Here is a 14,866-nt window from a genome sequence, read left to right on the forward strand (position 1 = left end):
TTAAAATAATTGTCGATGCGTAATACAAGCTTTAGAGGGATTTACTAATTTTGAAGCTTTTGAAGCCCTCCGTGGCAACGCACAAAGCAACTATTGTGACAAAAGGATTTTCAAGTTCATTAATCAATCCGAAATGGCCTTCCCGAAAAGTGAAGTTTTTGGATTTCATCCTCAACAGGATACCTGTCCTGAAGATAGGGGTCATCAATAAAATGGTGGACAAAAACGCCCATCTTACCGGTGTTCCTTTTATAGAGACTATTTGCAGGGAAGCCGGAATTCAAGTCAACCTTATCGGAGGAGAAAATTTACCCAAAACGGGCCCGGTTACCATTGTTGCCAATCATCCAGGAGGGGCCGATATTTTGGCTACTATCGTCGGGCTCGGAAAAATACGGCACGACCTCGCCATCCTGGCCAATAAACTGATCTGCATTGAGCCGGTAAAAGATCTCGTTGTTCCCATTGATATGATGGGCAGCCAAAAGGTGGATCCTGCATTGGTCCACGAAGCTTATCGCCAGGGGAAAGTAGTGGTTTTTTATGCCGCCGGAAAAAATTCAAGGTACAACGATGAAGGTCTGCTGCGCGACCGCAGATGGCGGACGACTTTCATGGAGTATGCAAAACAATATAACACCCCTATCAACGTTCTCCGGATCGGAGGGAAAAACAGTTCCTTATTTTACAAAGTATCGGAATTCAGGGCGAAGCACAAAAGCCTTAAAAATGTTCCCCTCGAAAATATGTTCCAACTCAGGGAAATTCTTTTATCAAAAGGTATCGTGGATATGTACCTGTCCAAATCCGTATCTTTCCCCCCCGAAATAGAAGGAAAGGAACGTACTGCCAAGCAAATTATACGAAACCAGACAGATGCTTTGTATGATTTCATTTATACTATGGACGAAAATAATTTAGCATTTAAATAGCCTTACTATAGTGAAACATAACCTTCAAGCTCAACAGATTCAAGCCGACCCGGCGCTTTATTTCGATGAAGAAAAGGGCATTTACAATCCGGTTCCTGTTTTCCCTTTTTTATCAGAAGAGGATATCGTTGATACGGTTGAAAAACTGATCAATGAAGCTGTGTTCAGGGAAGAAATAAAAGTATTATCGAAAAAAGCCAAACCTTCAAAATCTACCATTGAGGGCACGAATTACATCATCTGTCTCATCAAATGGCACGAATATCCGGAGCTGGTGAAAATGCTGAGCATCATCAGAGAATGGGCCTTTCGCAGTGAAGGCGGCGGAGTGGGTAATATTGACTTCGATGGCTTCGACCTGAAAGAGGAAATGGGGCAACTTATCATCATAAACCCGGAATTCGAAGATATCCATGGATGCATCGTCGGGGGATATCGATATGTCGTCCACAATCGCGACACCTATGAGGCTGGCCCCATGGGGGATCATTTCCAGTTCTCAGAAGCATGGAAGTCGAGCAAATGGATCGAACTGGGCCGGTCATTCATCAATCCCTATATCCAGAAGCGCAACAAAAAAGGTTCAATCGATTATGTACTGCACGGATTGGGATACATCTATGCCAAAAACCCAGATGCAGAAGGGTATTTTGGCAAGGTCACCCTGTACAACATCTATGAACAGCAAAAGGCAGATGCTTTTTTTCTGGCGGTTGCCAAAAAATATTTCCGCCAAAGCGGCGAAGTATTCGTCAACCCCAACGAAAGAGTCCCCGAAGGAACACTAACCCCTTCCCAAAAAGAACTGCTAGACAAAGGCGTATTCAAAGGTCTTTTCTACCTGCTGAGAAATGAATACAAGATCAATCTCGTACGCATCATGGCGGTTTACAACCGCATGACCGGTCTCGACAAAATGTGGTACTTCGGGGCTTTCCGTCATCATGAGTTTGGCAATACCACCGAGGTCGGTATCGCCATCAGTTGTGCTGATATTTACACGGTGATCAAGGAGAAGTTTGTGGAGCCGTATATGTGAAATGTAATAACTTAGTGTGTTATGAATTGGCCTTCATGTGTTTAAGGAGTTGCAGTTCGTTTGGCCTGGTTTCAATTTGTCTGGATGATTTCGAAAGCAAAAAAAGGAAAGGCTGTTTAGCCAAGGAGTCTCCTTGACTAAACAGCTTCAAAAACTAACATTAACTTAATTGATTACCTTTTTTACTTTTTCGGCATCCGTTTCTTCTTCCAGAACAGGACCTACCCACTTAAACAAAACCGTGTTGTCAGATCCTATATAACCTTGTTGGGGAGAGATAAACACGGATGAAAAGTGCTCCATATCATCCACAAGAACCCAGGTTTTTCCACCATCGATGGTATAAGCAGATCCTTTATCTGTACCGTTTTTACCCGTTCCGGCGATAACGTAGGAATCTTTTGAACCGGGTACAAATTCGATAAACCCTGAGATCGGCGGAGCAGAGTCCATTGGAGTCCAGGTAAGTCCGCCGTCAAAAGTTTGCATCAATGAGGGTTTTAGATCGGAATTGCCATTGGAAACCGCAAGGCCTGTCATCTCATCCTGGAAGGCACAACTCACCGCCCCATTCCAAAGCGGTTCTGAAGCGGTCCAGTTGACTCCATGGTTCGTACTTCTGAACACACGGCCTTTGGTTGTTCCGAACCAGATGGTATTGCCGCTGACTTCAAAATTACCGGCCACTGCGGCCTCTCCAATATTGGGCATCGGGATATTTTTGATAGACACCGCCTGCCACTTTTCTCCCCCATTGCGGGTGAAATACATTTCAAATTGTCCGCCATTGGGGTCACCTACGGTGATGCCTTCTTTTTCATTAAAGAAATGGATAAAGGCCACATACCCGGAAGTATTGAAAAATGCCGTTTCCTGTTGCACCCAGGTTTCTCCACCGTCTGAAGAATGAAAAATGGCACTGTTGGAGGAAATGCCGGAGGGCCACATAGCGACCCATACATTATTTTCGTCCAACGCATGAATGTCGGCAAAAGCCAGACCTTCCCCTCCCGTTACTGTAATCACTTTCCATGTCTTGCCTCCATCTACTGATTTCACCAGCTTATGGCATCCTGAAAAAGAAAACGGGATCGCCCAAATGGTAGTCGCATCCACGACAGAAAAATTGTAAATTCCTTCAATACCATCAGGCAAACCTGTTTTCTGGGGCAACCATTGTGCCCCGGCATTAACTATGATCAACACCAGTAAAACACCGGTAGCAATCATGCTTTTTATTAGATTAATCGACTTCATAATAATAGTTTTTTGTTTTGATAAAACGTATCCTTTTCCACGAACTATAAAACAACCACTACTTAAGGGTTTTTAGCCAAAAAAGCTATGACGAAACTCAGAGGGACAGTATGATTTATATCAGGTTATGATATTTTTTGCTTTCCAGCTGCCTGAAACCCGTGATTTTAAGTTTAAAAATGAATGGAATACCAATTCAGAAGGAAAGCCCGGATAAAATGTGGATGTTTTTATTAATTTTATCATATGAGTTTATGAATTATGTGCTCAACGAACCTGATTATAAAAACAGGGTGGCCTACCACCGGGCTTTTGTTTACAGTAATCACGTTCCTAATCTTGAATTATTCAAAATCAAAGCCAAGGCCTTACTCAAAAACCTGGACAAAAGGCTTTAATCATTTTTTAAATAATTACCCATTCACCTGATGCTCCGCTTCCCTGGCAAGGAGGTCCATATCCCGGACCAGCATGCGGCGGCGGTTGAAAACGAGGATATTTTTATTGCGTAATTCGTTGAGTACGGTGGTAACGGTCTGCCGCGAGGTAGCGGTAAGGTTGGCAATTTCCTGGTGAGTGATAAAATTTCTGACTTCCTGTTCGTACCCGATCCTGCGGCCTTTTTCCAGGGCCAGTTCATGTAAAAATTCTACGATACGGGTTCTGGAATCTTTGAACACCAGAGATTCCAGCCGGCGCTCCATTTTACGGGTTCGGTCTCCCATTATTCTGAACATAAACATGGAAACTTTGGAATTTTCCCGCATAAGTGCTTTCATATCTTCAACGGTAAGCACACACATTTCGGCATCTTCCATGACGATGGCAAAATCCCTGCGTTTGTCTTCCCCGAGAATAGCCATTTCCCCAAAAACTTCTCCTACCCCTAAAATAGCCTTGGTAATTTCTTTCCCCGTGGAATTGTAGGTTCCAATTTTGACCCTGCCCTCGGTGAGAAAATACATTTTATCAGAATGTTCTTCAGGAAGGTATATGTATTCTCCTTTTTTAACCTGTCGGTGCAAATGTTTATCAACATGACCGGCTTTTTCTTTTTTGGGGCAAAGCATATTGGTCACATCAATATTTTCCAAATACCATAGACTGTGATTGTCGTTCATATCTTTCCTGTTAATACTTTTAAGTTATAACATGATTTCCCCCTTCTGGTTTGAAACACAAATGCAAATTGTCCCTGAAATTACTAAATAACATAGGTTGCAATAAATCGACTACGTGACAATCTCCAAATCACAAAACGTAAGTAAAGATGTCTCCTTTCGTATTTGGAAGTTGAAATTTGATCTTTGAAAATTAACTCAAGTGGTTTTACCCCTTGAGTTAAATGTGTATTGGACGATTTGCTGTAGCGGCCAGGGCTGCTTCTTTCACGGCCTCCGTAAAAGTCGGGTGGGCATGGCTCATCCTCGAAATATCCTCGGCGGAAGCTCTGAATTCCATCGCCACTACCGCCTCCGCAATGATATCAGCCACCCTTGCGCCAACCATATGCACGCCCAGTACTTCGTCGGTTTCCTTATCCGCAAGGATCTTTACCATACCGTCTACATCGGTGCTCGCCCGGGCACGCCCCAAAGCTTTGAAAGGAAATTTTCCTGATTTATAGGCAATGCCTGCCGCTTTGAGTTCCTCCTCCGTCTGGCCAACCGCAGCTACTTCCGGCCAGGTGTACACCACTCCCGGAATTAGGTTATAATTGATATGTGGTTTTTGCCCCGCAATTTTTTCGGCTACGTAGGTTCCTTCTTCTTCGGCTTTGTGAGCCAGCATGGCACCACGCACCACATCCCCTATCGCATAAATACCCGGCACATTGGTTTCCAGGTGTTCGTTGACGGCGATCCTGCCTTTATCATCTTTCTCAACCCCCGCATTTTCAAGTCCGAGGTTGTCTGTATAAGGGCGACGACCTATGGCCACCAGGCAGTAATCGGCATTAAGTGTGAACGTCTCTTCAGAATCGCGTTTCTGCACTCCGACGGTTACGCCTTTTTTACCCGCCTTAACCGAAGTGACCTTATGTTTGAGATGAAACTTTATCCCTTGTTTCTTCAGTGACCTCATCAATTCTTTGGAACAATCCTTGTCCATCCCCGGGATGATCGCATCGAGGTACTCGACCACTTCTACTGAAGTGCCGAGGCGTGAATAAACCGAGCCGAGCTCCAGTCCGATCACGCCCCCCCCAATGATGACCATACTATTGGGAACTTGTTGCAAATTGAGGGCTTCTGTAGAAGTAATGACACGGTTTTTGTCATAGTTAAAGACCTCGGGAACGATGGGTTTGGACCCCGTGGCAATAATGACCTTGTCGGTTTCTATCACCATTTCTTCAGTGCCCGAAATTTTGATTTTATGGGGAGAAAGAAAAGTGCCATGGCCATGAAAAACTTCGATCTTATTCTTTTTCATCAAAAAATTGATGCCCTCGGTAGTCTGAGCCACCACTTCATCTTTTCTTTTCACCATCTGAGGAAGATCTACTTTCAGGCCTTTCACTTCAATCCCATGGAGTGCAAAATGCTCTTTGGCATTGTAATAGTGCTCAGAAGAATCCAGCAGGGCCTTTGAAGGAATGCATCCCACATTCAGGCAGGTTCCACCCAGTGTATGGTATCTTTCAATGATGGCCGTTTTTAAGCCCAGTTGAGCTGCCCTGATAGCAGCGACATAGCCTCCCGGGCCAGATCCGATTACGGTTAAATCAAACTTCATTATTAGCGGTATTAGTCCTTTTTATTGTTATCCCGATTGTCCCGGTTACGGTTACGGTTTCTATTGTTACGATTCCGGTTTTTATTGGCATTGCCTGTTCTTTCGTTCGGAGGAGTATCTGGTTTTTTATTTTGATTATCCTTTTCTCCCTCGTTTTTAGGCTTAGGCCTGTCCGTAGGCTTGTTGGGTCGATTATCAGGTTTGTTCCGGTCCGCAGGTTTGTTAGATCGATTATCAGGCTTGTTCCGATCCGCAGGCTTTGGTCGGTCTGCAGGCTTGTTTCCCGAAGACTGATTATTCCCGCCCCTGTTGTTATTACTGTTTCTTCCCTGTTGACCTCTGCGGTTCTTATTGCTGTTTCGGGAACGTTTTTTCTGCTCTGCCGGCAATTCTATCGCACCGGTTACATCCCCTTCAAAGTCCAGTTCTTCCTCCACTCCTACCGGCGACACATAATGCAAGGCACTCAGATCGACCGGTTTATTGCCTTTGGCATTCATTTCGAGAATATCTTTGACGGTATCCACTTCCAGTCCAAAAATCCGGCTCCGGCCCCCTTTTTCCCCACGATAGGCATAAAACATCAACCGTTTGAAAATATCTGTTTTGATCAACACGGCCGGGCCGCCTTCTGTTTGGATTTTTTCGGCATTTTTTGGAAAATGTGTCAGGGCGTCGAGGTAAGTATCCAATTCGTAGTTGAGACAACATTTCAAACGGCCGCACTGGCCGGAAAGCTTAGCCTGGTTGATGGCCAGATTCTGGTATCGTGCCGCACCGGTAGAAACGGATTTGAAATTGGTGAGCCAGGTAGAGCAACATAGCTCTCTGCCGCAGGAGCCCACCCCGCCAATACGGGAAGATTCCTGGCGTGCGCCGATCTGTCTCATTTCAATTTTCACCTTAAATTCCTTGGCGTAATGCCTGATGAGTTCCCGGAAATCCACACGACCGTCGGCAGTGTAGAAAAAAGTGGCTTTCCGGCCGTCGGCCTGGTATTCCACATCTCCAATTTTCATATCCAGATCGAGGGTACGGGCAATAACGCGCGCCCTGACCATGGTTTCCATTTCCCGGGAGCGAACTTCATCATAACGCTCCTCGTCGCGCTCAGTAGCTACCCTGATAATCTTGTGGACTACTTTTTCCTGGGTGACGCGTTTTTTGACCATTTGAAGACGGACCAATTCCCCGGAAAGGGAAATACGGCCCATATCATAGCCGTTTTTTGATTCGACCACCACGAGATCCCCGGTTACGGTGGGGACAGAATCATCCGTATGAAAAAATCCCTTTCTGGCCCCGTCCTTGAAGCTGACCTCCACGATTTCGAAAGGGATAGGGTCATCAATATGCATGGCACTGAGCCAATCAAAGGTGTTTAAACGGTTACAACTGCCGCTCTGTTTTGATGCACATCCTGTACAAGCCATTGTATATATATATTTTGAAGAACACCTCCATTCGTCGTTACGAAATTACGGGGTCCCGGTTGAGTTTTGAGGCTACGCTCTCCGTTTCAAAATCCTGTTCACCTCAATCGAAGCACTCAAAAATAAAACTTTCGGATTAGCATTTCTTTCAATGAAGTACGCATTTTCCGATAGCAGATTTACTATTTTTTCAATTTGGTCGAATTCGATAATGGGCAATAATTTTCGGGCCGTTTCCAACTCCGTCTCCTGCAATCGAACCTTTTCTATTTGGGTTATTTTTAATATAAGAAATTCTCTCAAAAAGTGCAGGGCATACTGAATGAACTGCTTTTGGTTTTCGCGGCCCAGCTCGGCAAATTTATCTGTCCAGCTGACCAGTTTTACGCCATTCCCCAGATAACAAAGCCTCAGCCAACTGAGGAAAAGCCCGGCGTGGTCGCTTTCCTTATTCCGGGCAAACTTGAGGGCTTCGTTAAAATTTCCATCCGATAACTGGGCCGCCACTCTTGCTGTCCCTTCATCCACATTCGTCAAAACCTTCAGGGCTTCGGAAATGGTTTCATCGCTCAGCCCGTTTACCTTCACGATCTGGCAGCGGGATAAAATGGTATTCAGAATCAGTTCCTGGTTTTCTGCTACCAGCAAAAAAAGCGTCTGATCCGGTGGTTCTTCAATCAGTTTCAACAGCCTGTTGCCCTCTTTTCCCAGGTATTCCGGCAACCACATGATGAGGATCTTTCGGTTGCTTTTATAAGTTTTAAGGCTCAGTTTATGAATGATATTCACACACTCCTGCTTGTTGATGTTGCCCTGTTTGTTCTCCGCTCCTATACGCTGCAACCATTCGTTGACATCCATGTAGGGATTTTCGAGAATGGCTTCCCGCCAATGGGGCAGGAAATTATCGCTGGTCACTCCAGCGCCCACAGTGGGAAAGGAAAAATGCAGATCAGGGTGGATCAGTCTTTCCACTTTTGAGCATTCCGGACAATGCCCGCAGGCTTCACCGGAAACCGGTTGTTCACAAAGTACATGTTGCGCCAGGGCAAGGGCCAGCGCCAGTTTACCACTCCCCCCGGGGCCAAGGAACAGCAAGGCATGAGGCAACCGATCCGAAGCCACCATTTGGTGCAGATCGTCCTTCACAGCCTGTTGTCCTATTACCTCGTTAAAGTGCATCGGTCCCTTTGTTGATAAAACCATTCATACCCGACCATGAAAATATTTTCATTTCCGGAAACAGTAAATAGTAAAAAATGAGGTAAACAAGAGAAGATAATCTAATAAGGAGTGCCGATTCAAAGACAATTCCAAGGATAAAACGATCCTTTAGCCGTAATATCTTTTTTATTGTCAATCACATAGAAATGAATTATTTATGGTTTAAACTGCCGGGATTAAAACCTTTTTCCGGCTATTATGTATATAAAATATTCAATTGCAAACACTATAAGTCTTCTCTGCCACCGTACTCAACATTTTTCAAAGGTAAATTTAAGTTAACTTGTTGACTATTACAAAGAAATTTGATTGAAATGGTGGTGTATGAAAACTTTTTCATAGTTTTGGATTCCGAAAAGCAGAACATTCATGGCGAAGTCGTTGAAGGAAATTAAACAACCTATTGAGGCAGAGTTAAAACAGTTTGAAACTCACTTTCGGGAAGCTATGCGCAGTCCGGTTCCGTTACTCGACAGAATAACCTATTACATCGTTCGCCGAAAAGGCAAGCAGGTTCGCCCCATCTTCGTTTTTCTTGCAGCAAAAATTTGTGGTGACATTTCGGAATCCACCTTCAGGGCGGCCTCTCTCGTTGAATTGCTCCATACCGCTACCCTGGTTCACGATGACGTAGTGGACGATTCTTTCGAACGCCGGGGCTTTTTCTCCATCAATGCCCTCTGGAAAAACAAAATTGCCGTACTCGTCGGCGATTACTTTTTTTCACAGGGTATGCTGCTCGCCCTCAAACACAAAGAATACCGCCAGCTCGACATCGTCTCCACGGCCGTAAAAGCCATGAGTGAAGGGGAGTTGCTCCAGATAGAAAAAGCCCGCCGCCTCGACATTACCGAGGACGTTTATTACGACATCATCCGCAACAAAACGGCTTCCCTGATCGCTTCCGCCTGCAGCGCCGGAGCCTCTTCGGCTACCAACGACGATGCCGTCATCGAATTGATGAGACTCTTCGGCGAAAAGCTGGGCATCGCCTTCCAGATTCGCGATGACCTCTTCGATTTTGGATCAGAAGATGTGGGCAAACCCCTGGGCATTGACATCAAAGAAAAGAAAATGACTCTTCCGCTGATCTATGCTTTACAGCATGCTCCCAAAAAAGATCGCAGGTATATCATAAATATTATAAAAAACCACAGCGAGAACGCTGAAAAAGTGAAGGAAGTCATTAATTTTGTGCAACAAAGCGGGGGGCTCGAATATTCACAAAAAGCGATGAACGATTATCGTGATCAGGCCTTTCAATTATTAAATACTTTTCCGGAAACTACTGCACGGGAATCCTTAAAAGACCTCGTGGCTTTTATCACCGATAGAAAAAGATAAATTAAACATGACTGATGTAAAACTTTTTTCAGGAACTGAAACGCAATACCTTTCTGAAAAAATAGCTGATTTCCACGGACAGGCGTTGGGAGACATCACCGTAAATCGTTTTAGCGACGGAGAAATGCATCCCGTAATCAACGAATCCGTGAGGGGGAGTTACGTATTTTTTATACAGTCGACTTTTGCGCCGGCAGACAATATCCTGGAGCTGCTGCTCATGATCGATGCCGCCAAAAGAGCCTCTGCCGGTTACATCACCGCGGTCATTCCTTACTTCGGTTATGCCCGCCAGGACAGAAAAGACAAACCTCGTGTTCCTATCTCTGCCAAACTCATCGCCGGCCTCCTGAAAGACGCCGGGGTCAATCGTGTGATGACCATGGATTTCCACGCCGACCAGATACAGGGTTTTTTCAACATCCCTGTGGATCACCTTAAAAGTGAGGCCATTTTTATCCCTTACCTGAAAAAGCAAAAACTCGATAAAGTCATTTTTGCCTCTCCCGACGTAGGTGGGGTCAAACGTGCAAGAACCTACGCTCAATATTTTGAAAAAAATCTGGTCATCTGTGACAAATACAGAAAAAAAGCCAATGAAATTGCCGAGATGACCGTCATCGGAGATGTGGATGGTGCCGACGTGATTCTCATTGACGACCTCATTGATACCGCAGGCACACTTTGCCATGCTGCTGATGCCTTAATTGCCAAAGGAGCCAAAAGTGTTCGTGCCATGTGCACACACCCTGTACTTTCCGGCCCTGCTTACGAAAGGATTGAAAATTCCCAATTGACAGAGGTGATCGTATGCGATACATTGCCATTGAAAAAGAAGGTGGCCAAGATCAAACAGTTGTCTACCGCCAAACTTTTTTCCCGGGCCATCCGGAATACTTATGAACACCGGTCGATTTCGGCCTTGTTTGTAAAGCCGTAGGCTTTTTGCTCGCAGGCTCGCTGTTCCAGATGATTCCAGGTGTTCCAGGTGGTTCCATGTGCTCCAGGTGGTTTCAAGTCGTTTGATTTTGAAGGTGTTTGTTCTGCGCCCCTCACTCCTCCCCCTCCTAAATCATTTCTGGCCAAAGACGATGCACAGACAAACTTTTAATTTAACCTTTCACCTACATATACCATTTATCTTATCTTTGCGTTTATTTCCCAGTGTGCGGTTCTTGAATCACGAATAATGCCGCCCCGTTGGACATTAACAATAGAAAATTCATGAATTATTCAATGATAAAAACCTTCAAAGTTGCTGCAGGAGTTCTTGTGTTCAGCCTCTTCACCACGATGATCGTGGCTCAAAAAGGCTGGGAAGTTGGTCCCGGGGTGGGGCTGTCCCATTACTTTGGCGATTTGAATACCAATTACCGGCTGAATAAACCCGGTATTGCCGGCAGTCTGAACTTCAGGTATAATTTCAACACCCGTATCTGTTTGAAGTTTTCAGGAAACTACGGAACCGTTTCCGCTACCGATGCCGATTCCAAAAACATATTCGAACAACAGCGCAATTTGAGTTTTGAATCAGTCATCGTTGACGGATCGGCCCAGTTGGAATTCAACTTCCTGCCTTATATTCACGGCAGTGCTGATGAATATTTCACTCCTTACCTTTTTGGAGGACTTTCTGCATTTTATTACAATCCCACGGCCGAATACCAGGGCCAGGTCTACGAACTCCGCCCTCTCGGCACTGAAGGACAGTTTAAAGGGGAAGAATACCTGCCCATGTCAGGCGCATGGCTTTTTGGTGCAGGCATGAAAGTTGACCTCAATTACCAGTGGAGCATCAATGTGGAATTAGGTATTCGCTCTGCCTTTACCGATTACCTGGATGATGTGAGTACCCTGTACCCCGATAATGACGATGTGCGCCGGGATAAAGGAGAGATCGCCGCAGCCCTTTCAGATCGTTCCCTGGGCGTGGACAATCCCATCAGTAAAGAAGGCCGCCAACGCGGTAATGCCAACAACAATGACAGTTATTCTATTTTCAGCGTGAGTATGATGTATTATTTTGGAAGCATCAGGTGTCCGGAGATCAGTAAAATCAGGAAATAGCGATTTTTAGATAGAACGCGGATTGAAACGGATCGAACGGATTGGAACGGAAATCTGTTAAAATCCGCTTAACCCGTACTGACCAGTGTTCCGCTTTTACCACGTGATGGAACGCGGATTGGAACGACTGTAACAGTTATTGGGTAAATCGATAACTTTAAACCTGGCAAAAACAACCTTTTGAGCTTTTTTACTGCCTCTATTAAGGAAAAGATGCAATTCCGGCATCACATATTATTGTACTTAACTTAAAAAAGCTTAACTTTGCGGGCTTATGAATATTAGGAACATTATTTTAGCTGTAATTGCGCTCACTGTTTTCGCCTCATGCAAGAGTGAATTTGAGAAAACAAGAGCGAGTGGCGACCCGAAATTGATTCTGGCGAAAGCCGATGCTTATTATGCCGATGATAATTTTCAGAAGGCACAATCGCTTTATGAACTGGTGATCAGCAGCTATCGCGGACAAAAAGAGGCTGAAGAGATTTATTACAAATACGCCTATACCTATTACTACCAGGAACAGTATGTTTTGGCTGCTTATTACTTTAATATTTTCAGTAAAACATACAGCACAAGTGATCGGCGGGAGGAAATAGACTATATGGCTGCTTATTGCAACTATAAAATGTCTCCGACCTTCAGGCTCGATCAGACTTATACTATAGAAGCGATAAACGGTTTACAGACATTCATCAACACTTACCCGTTTAGTGAGCGGGTGGGTGAATGCAACAACCTGATAGACGAAATGCGGAAGAAGCTGGAACAAAAAGCTTTCGAGGAAGGAAAATTGTACTACGACATCAAAAGGTACCAGGCTTCCATACAGTCTTTCGGCAATTTGCTGGTAGATTTCCCTGAAACTGCTGAGGCGGAACAGGTGCGTTACCTCATCTCCAGGTCAGCATATCTGTGGGCATCCAACAGTTTTAGAGAGAAACAAAAAGAGCGTTATGAGCTCGCCATAGAAAAAGCACAAGATTATTTAGATCTTTTTGCCAATGGAGCAAACAACAAAGAGGTCGAAAATATGTTAAATAATTCAAGAGAAAAATTAAATTCACTTAATAATGACGGACATCAAAAGCAGAGTTCAAGGGCTGGATCCTAATATTCGCGCCCGTAATGTAAAGGCGCTTGCTAAGGAAACCGGAAACATTTACGAAACGCTTAATATTATCGCCAAGCGTGCCAATCACCTCGTAGGCGAAATCAAACACGAGCTCAACAAAAAACTGGAAGAATTCGCCATTTCTTCTGACACTATCGAAGAGATCAGCGAAAACAAAGAGCAGATCGAAATTTCAAAATTCTACGAGCGCCTTCCCAATCCGGCCATTATTGCTACGGAGGAATACGTCGAAGGAGAATTATACCACCGTTTTAAGGACAAATCGCTCAACGTCCGTCACTAACCGGAAAACTGACCTGGCCTGAGGTTGCCGGCACCAGCAAAGCGAATGTTCAATATTCAATCCGGCCTGATTCCGGGAGCAATCGAGGAATTTTTTAACCGGGCCAAACGAAGCAACGGCATAAATGGCTTCATTAACATAAAAATGACGACCTCACCACGGTGCGAGGTCGTCATTTCTGCATTTATATGGACAATATAAAAAACAAAAAAATAATCCTGGCTGTTTCAGGCAGCATCGCCGCTTACAAGGCTGCTTTTCTGACCCGCCTGCTCGTCAAGGCCGGGGCCGAAGTCAAAGTGCTGATGACCTCTTCAGCTACCGATTTCATCGCTCCGCTTACCCTTTCAACGCTTTCGGGGCATCCCGTACATTCTACGGTGAGCTCGGGAGAAGGCTGGAACAATCACGTTGAGCTGGGGCTTTGGGCTGATGCTATGGTCGTGGCCCCTGCTACGGCCAACACCCTGGCCAAAATGGCCGCAGGCATTTGCGACAATGCGGTACTTGCCGTTTACCTTTCCGCCCGATGCCCGGTGTTTTTTGCCCCAGCTATGGATCTCGATATGTGGAAGCATCCTGCCACCAGGGCTAATGTCGAAAAACTGAAAGCCTACGGCAACCACCTGATCCCGGTGGGATATGGTGAACTGGCCAGCGGGCTGACCGGCGAGGGCCGCATGGCCGAGCCGGAGGATATCGTATCCTTCCTCGATTCTTTTTTTGTCCACAGCAAACCTCTTTCAGGTAAAAAAGTATTGATCACTGCCGGTCCGACCTACGAAAAAATTGACCCCGTAAGATTTATCGGCAATTATTCTTCCGGGAAAATGGGGATTGCGCTGGCCAATGCCGCCGCCGCCGCCGGAGCAGAAGTCTTCCTGGTATTAGGCCCCACGCACCTGAGCACCGATCACCAGGGGGTGAAGGTCATCCCCGTAAAAACGGCCATTGAAATGAGGGACCAGGCCGCCAGTTTATTCCCCGGTTGTGATGCGGCCATCCTGGCTGCCGCCGTAGCCGATTACCGTCCGAAACATTTCGCGGAACAAAAAATAAAGAAAAACAACCAGGATTTTATCATCGAATTGATAGAGAATCCAGATATTGCCCAAGAACTTGGACTGGCAAAAAAAGCCGGCCAGGTACTTGTTGGATTTGCACTTGAAACCCAATCAGAAGTGGAGAATGCCAAAGCCAAGATCAAAAAGAAAAATTTTGACTTTATCGTCCTGAATTCGCTGAACGACAAAGGAGCCGGTTTTGGTCATGACACAAATAAAATTTCCATCATTGGGAAAGACAATAAGATCAGTAAATTTGAGTTAAAATCAAAGGCCGCCGTTGCGGTGGATATTATTAATAAACTTTCCGAAACTCTTGCCTGACAGTATTTGTTTGAAATAATAAATG

Annotated in this window: 14 protein-coding genes; 9 read left to right on the forward strand and 5 right to left on the reverse strand. The window is 45.2% G+C overall.

The genetic code is table 11. The features are described 5' to 3' along the window. The first annotated feature begins 95 nt into the window (after positions 1 to 95). Entirely contained in the window at positions 96 to 932 is an 837-nt protein-coding gene (locus H6571_10150) for a hypothetical protein (GenBank protein MCB9324084.1), read from the forward strand. A gap of 10 nt (positions 933 to 942) precedes the next feature. After that, positions 943 to 1,971 carry a GNAT family N-acetyltransferase gene (locus H6571_10155; protein ID MCB9324085.1) on the forward strand — a complete coding sequence of 343 codons (1,029 nt, stop codon included), beginning with the start codon at positions 943 to 945 and terminating at the stop codon, positions 1,969 to 1,971. A gap of 165 nt (positions 1,972 to 2,136) precedes the next feature. On the opposite strand, the gene H6571_10160 is transcribed toward H6571_10155, so the two are convergent. Beyond that, positions 2,137 to 3,228 carry a hypothetical protein gene (locus H6571_10160; protein MCB9324086.1) on the reverse strand — a complete coding sequence of 364 codons (1,092 nt, stop codon included), beginning with the start codon at positions 3,226 to 3,228 and terminating at the stop codon, positions 2,137 to 2,139. Positions 3,229 to 3,407: 179 nt separating this feature from the next. On the opposite strand from H6571_10160, the gene H6571_10165 reads away from it, so the two are divergent. After that, on the forward strand, positions 3,408 to 3,626 hold the full coding sequence (locus H6571_10165) for a hypothetical protein (protein MCB9324087.1): 219 nt from the start codon (positions 3,408 to 3,410) through the stop codon (positions 3,624 to 3,626). A 15-nt stretch (positions 3,627 to 3,641) separates the two neighbouring features. Here H6571_10165 and H6571_10170 read toward each other — a convergent pair whose 3' ends face one another. From H6571_10170 to H6571_10185, 4 genes are all read right to left on the reverse strand, one after another. Next, positions 3,642 to 4,349 carry a Crp/Fnr family transcriptional regulator gene (locus H6571_10170; GenBank protein MCB9324088.1) on the reverse strand — a complete coding sequence of 236 codons (708 nt, stop codon included), beginning with the start codon at positions 4,347 to 4,349 and terminating at the stop codon, positions 3,642 to 3,644. Positions 4,350 to 4,569: 220 nt separating this feature from the next. Then, positions 4,570 to 5,967, reverse strand: a complete 1,398-nt coding sequence (lpdA, locus tag H6571_10175; protein MCB9324089.1) for a dihydrolipoyl dehydrogenase — start codon at positions 5,965 to 5,967, stop codon at positions 4,570 to 4,572. Positions 5,968 to 5,978: 11 nt separating this feature from the next. Next, positions 5,979 to 7,400, reverse strand: a complete 1,422-nt coding sequence (locus H6571_10180) for a hypothetical protein (protein MCB9324090.1) — start codon at positions 7,398 to 7,400, stop codon at positions 5,979 to 5,981. Between the two features lie 72 nt (positions 7,401 to 7,472). Beyond that, positions 7,473 to 8,582: a hypothetical protein gene (locus H6571_10185; GenBank protein MCB9324091.1), complete on the reverse strand. Its 1,110-nt coding sequence runs from the start codon at positions 8,580 to 8,582 to the stop codon at positions 7,473 to 7,475. A 411-nt stretch (positions 8,583 to 8,993) separates the two neighbouring features. On the opposite strand from H6571_10185, the gene H6571_10190 reads away from it, so the two are divergent. From H6571_10190 to coaBC, 6 genes are all read left to right on the forward strand, one after another. Continuing rightward, the gene (locus H6571_10190) at positions 8,994 to 9,968 is read left to right on the forward strand and encodes a polyprenyl synthetase family protein (protein MCB9324092.1); all 975 of its coding nucleotides are present in this window, start codon (positions 8,994 to 8,996) and stop codon (positions 9,966 to 9,968) included. A gap of 7 nt (positions 9,969 to 9,975) precedes the next feature. Continuing rightward, positions 9,976 to 10,908: a ribose-phosphate pyrophosphokinase gene (locus H6571_10195; GenBank protein ID MCB9324093.1), complete on the forward strand. Its 933-nt coding sequence runs from the start codon at positions 9,976 to 9,978 to the stop codon at positions 10,906 to 10,908. Positions 10,909 to 11,204: 296 nt separating this feature from the next. Continuing rightward, a complete protein-coding gene (locus H6571_10200) occupies positions 11,205 to 12,035 on the forward strand; it encodes an outer membrane beta-barrel protein (GenBank protein MCB9324094.1) in 831 nt (276 codons plus the stop codon). Positions 12,036 to 12,309: 274 nt separating this feature from the next. Beyond that, positions 12,310 to 13,149, forward strand: coding sequence for an outer membrane protein assembly factor BamD (gene bamD / locus H6571_10205; GenBank protein ID MCB9324095.1), 840 nt, complete (start codon positions 12,310 to 12,312; stop codon positions 13,147 to 13,149). Further along, the gene (locus H6571_10210) at positions 13,109 to 13,453 is read left to right on the forward strand and encodes a DNA-directed RNA polymerase subunit omega (protein MCB9324096.1); all 345 of its coding nucleotides are present in this window, start codon (positions 13,109 to 13,111) and stop codon (positions 13,451 to 13,453) included. Before bamD ends, H6571_10210 begins: the two co-directional genes overlap by 41 nt. Before the next feature lie 188 nt (positions 13,454 to 13,641). Continuing rightward, entirely contained in the window at positions 13,642 to 14,841 is a 1,200-nt protein-coding gene (gene coaBC / locus H6571_10215) for a bifunctional phosphopantothenoylcysteine decarboxylase/phosphopantothenate--cysteine ligase CoaBC (GenBank protein ID MCB9324097.1), read from the forward strand. Positions 14,842 to 14,866 lie beyond the last annotated feature (25 nt).

This window comes from Lewinellaceae bacterium, assembly GCA_020636105.1.
Classification (GTDB): Bacteria; Bacteroidota; Bacteroidia; order Chitinophagales; family Saprospiraceae; genus BCD1.

Coding starts and splice junctions, on each gene's coding strand:
- lpdA (MCB9324089.1), bottom strand. CDS start 5,967: ATGAAGTTTGATTTAACCGTAATCGGATCTGGCCCGGGAGGCTATGTC.
- H6571_10180 (MCB9324090.1), bottom strand. CDS start 7,400: ATGGCTTGTACAGGATGTGCATCAAAACAGAGCGGCAGTTGTAACCGT.
- H6571_10170 (MCB9324088.1), bottom strand. CDS start 4,349: ATGAACGACAATCACAGTCTATGGTATTTGGAAAATATTGATGTGACC.
- H6571_10195 (MCB9324093.1), top strand. CDS start 9,976: ATGACTGATGTAAAACTTTTTTCAGGAACTGAAACGCAATACCTTTCT.
- H6571_10190 (MCB9324092.1), top strand. CDS start 8,994: ATGGCGAAGTCGTTGAAGGAAATTAAACAACCTATTGAGGCAGAGTTA.
- H6571_10200 (MCB9324094.1), top strand. CDS start 11,205: ATGATAAAAACCTTCAAAGTTGCTGCAGGAGTTCTTGTGTTCAGCCTC.
- H6571_10210 (MCB9324096.1), top strand. CDS start 13,109: ATGACGGACATCAAAAGCAGAGTTCAAGGGCTGGATCCTAATATTCGC.
- coaBC (MCB9324097.1), top strand. CDS start 13,642: ATGGACAATATAAAAAACAAAAAAATAATCCTGGCTGTTTCAGGCAGC.
- bamD (MCB9324095.1), top strand. CDS start 12,310: ATGAATATTAGGAACATTATTTTAGCTGTAATTGCGCTCACTGTTTTC.
- H6571_10185 (MCB9324091.1), bottom strand. CDS start 8,582: ATGCACTTTAACGAGGTAATAGGACAACAGGCTGTGAAGGACGATCTG.
- H6571_10165 (MCB9324087.1), top strand. CDS start 3,408: ATGAATGGAATACCAATTCAGAAGGAAAGCCCGGATAAAATGTGGATG.
- H6571_10160 (MCB9324086.1), bottom strand. CDS start 3,228: ATGAAGTCGATTAATCTAATAAAAAGCATGATTGCTACCGGTGTTTTA.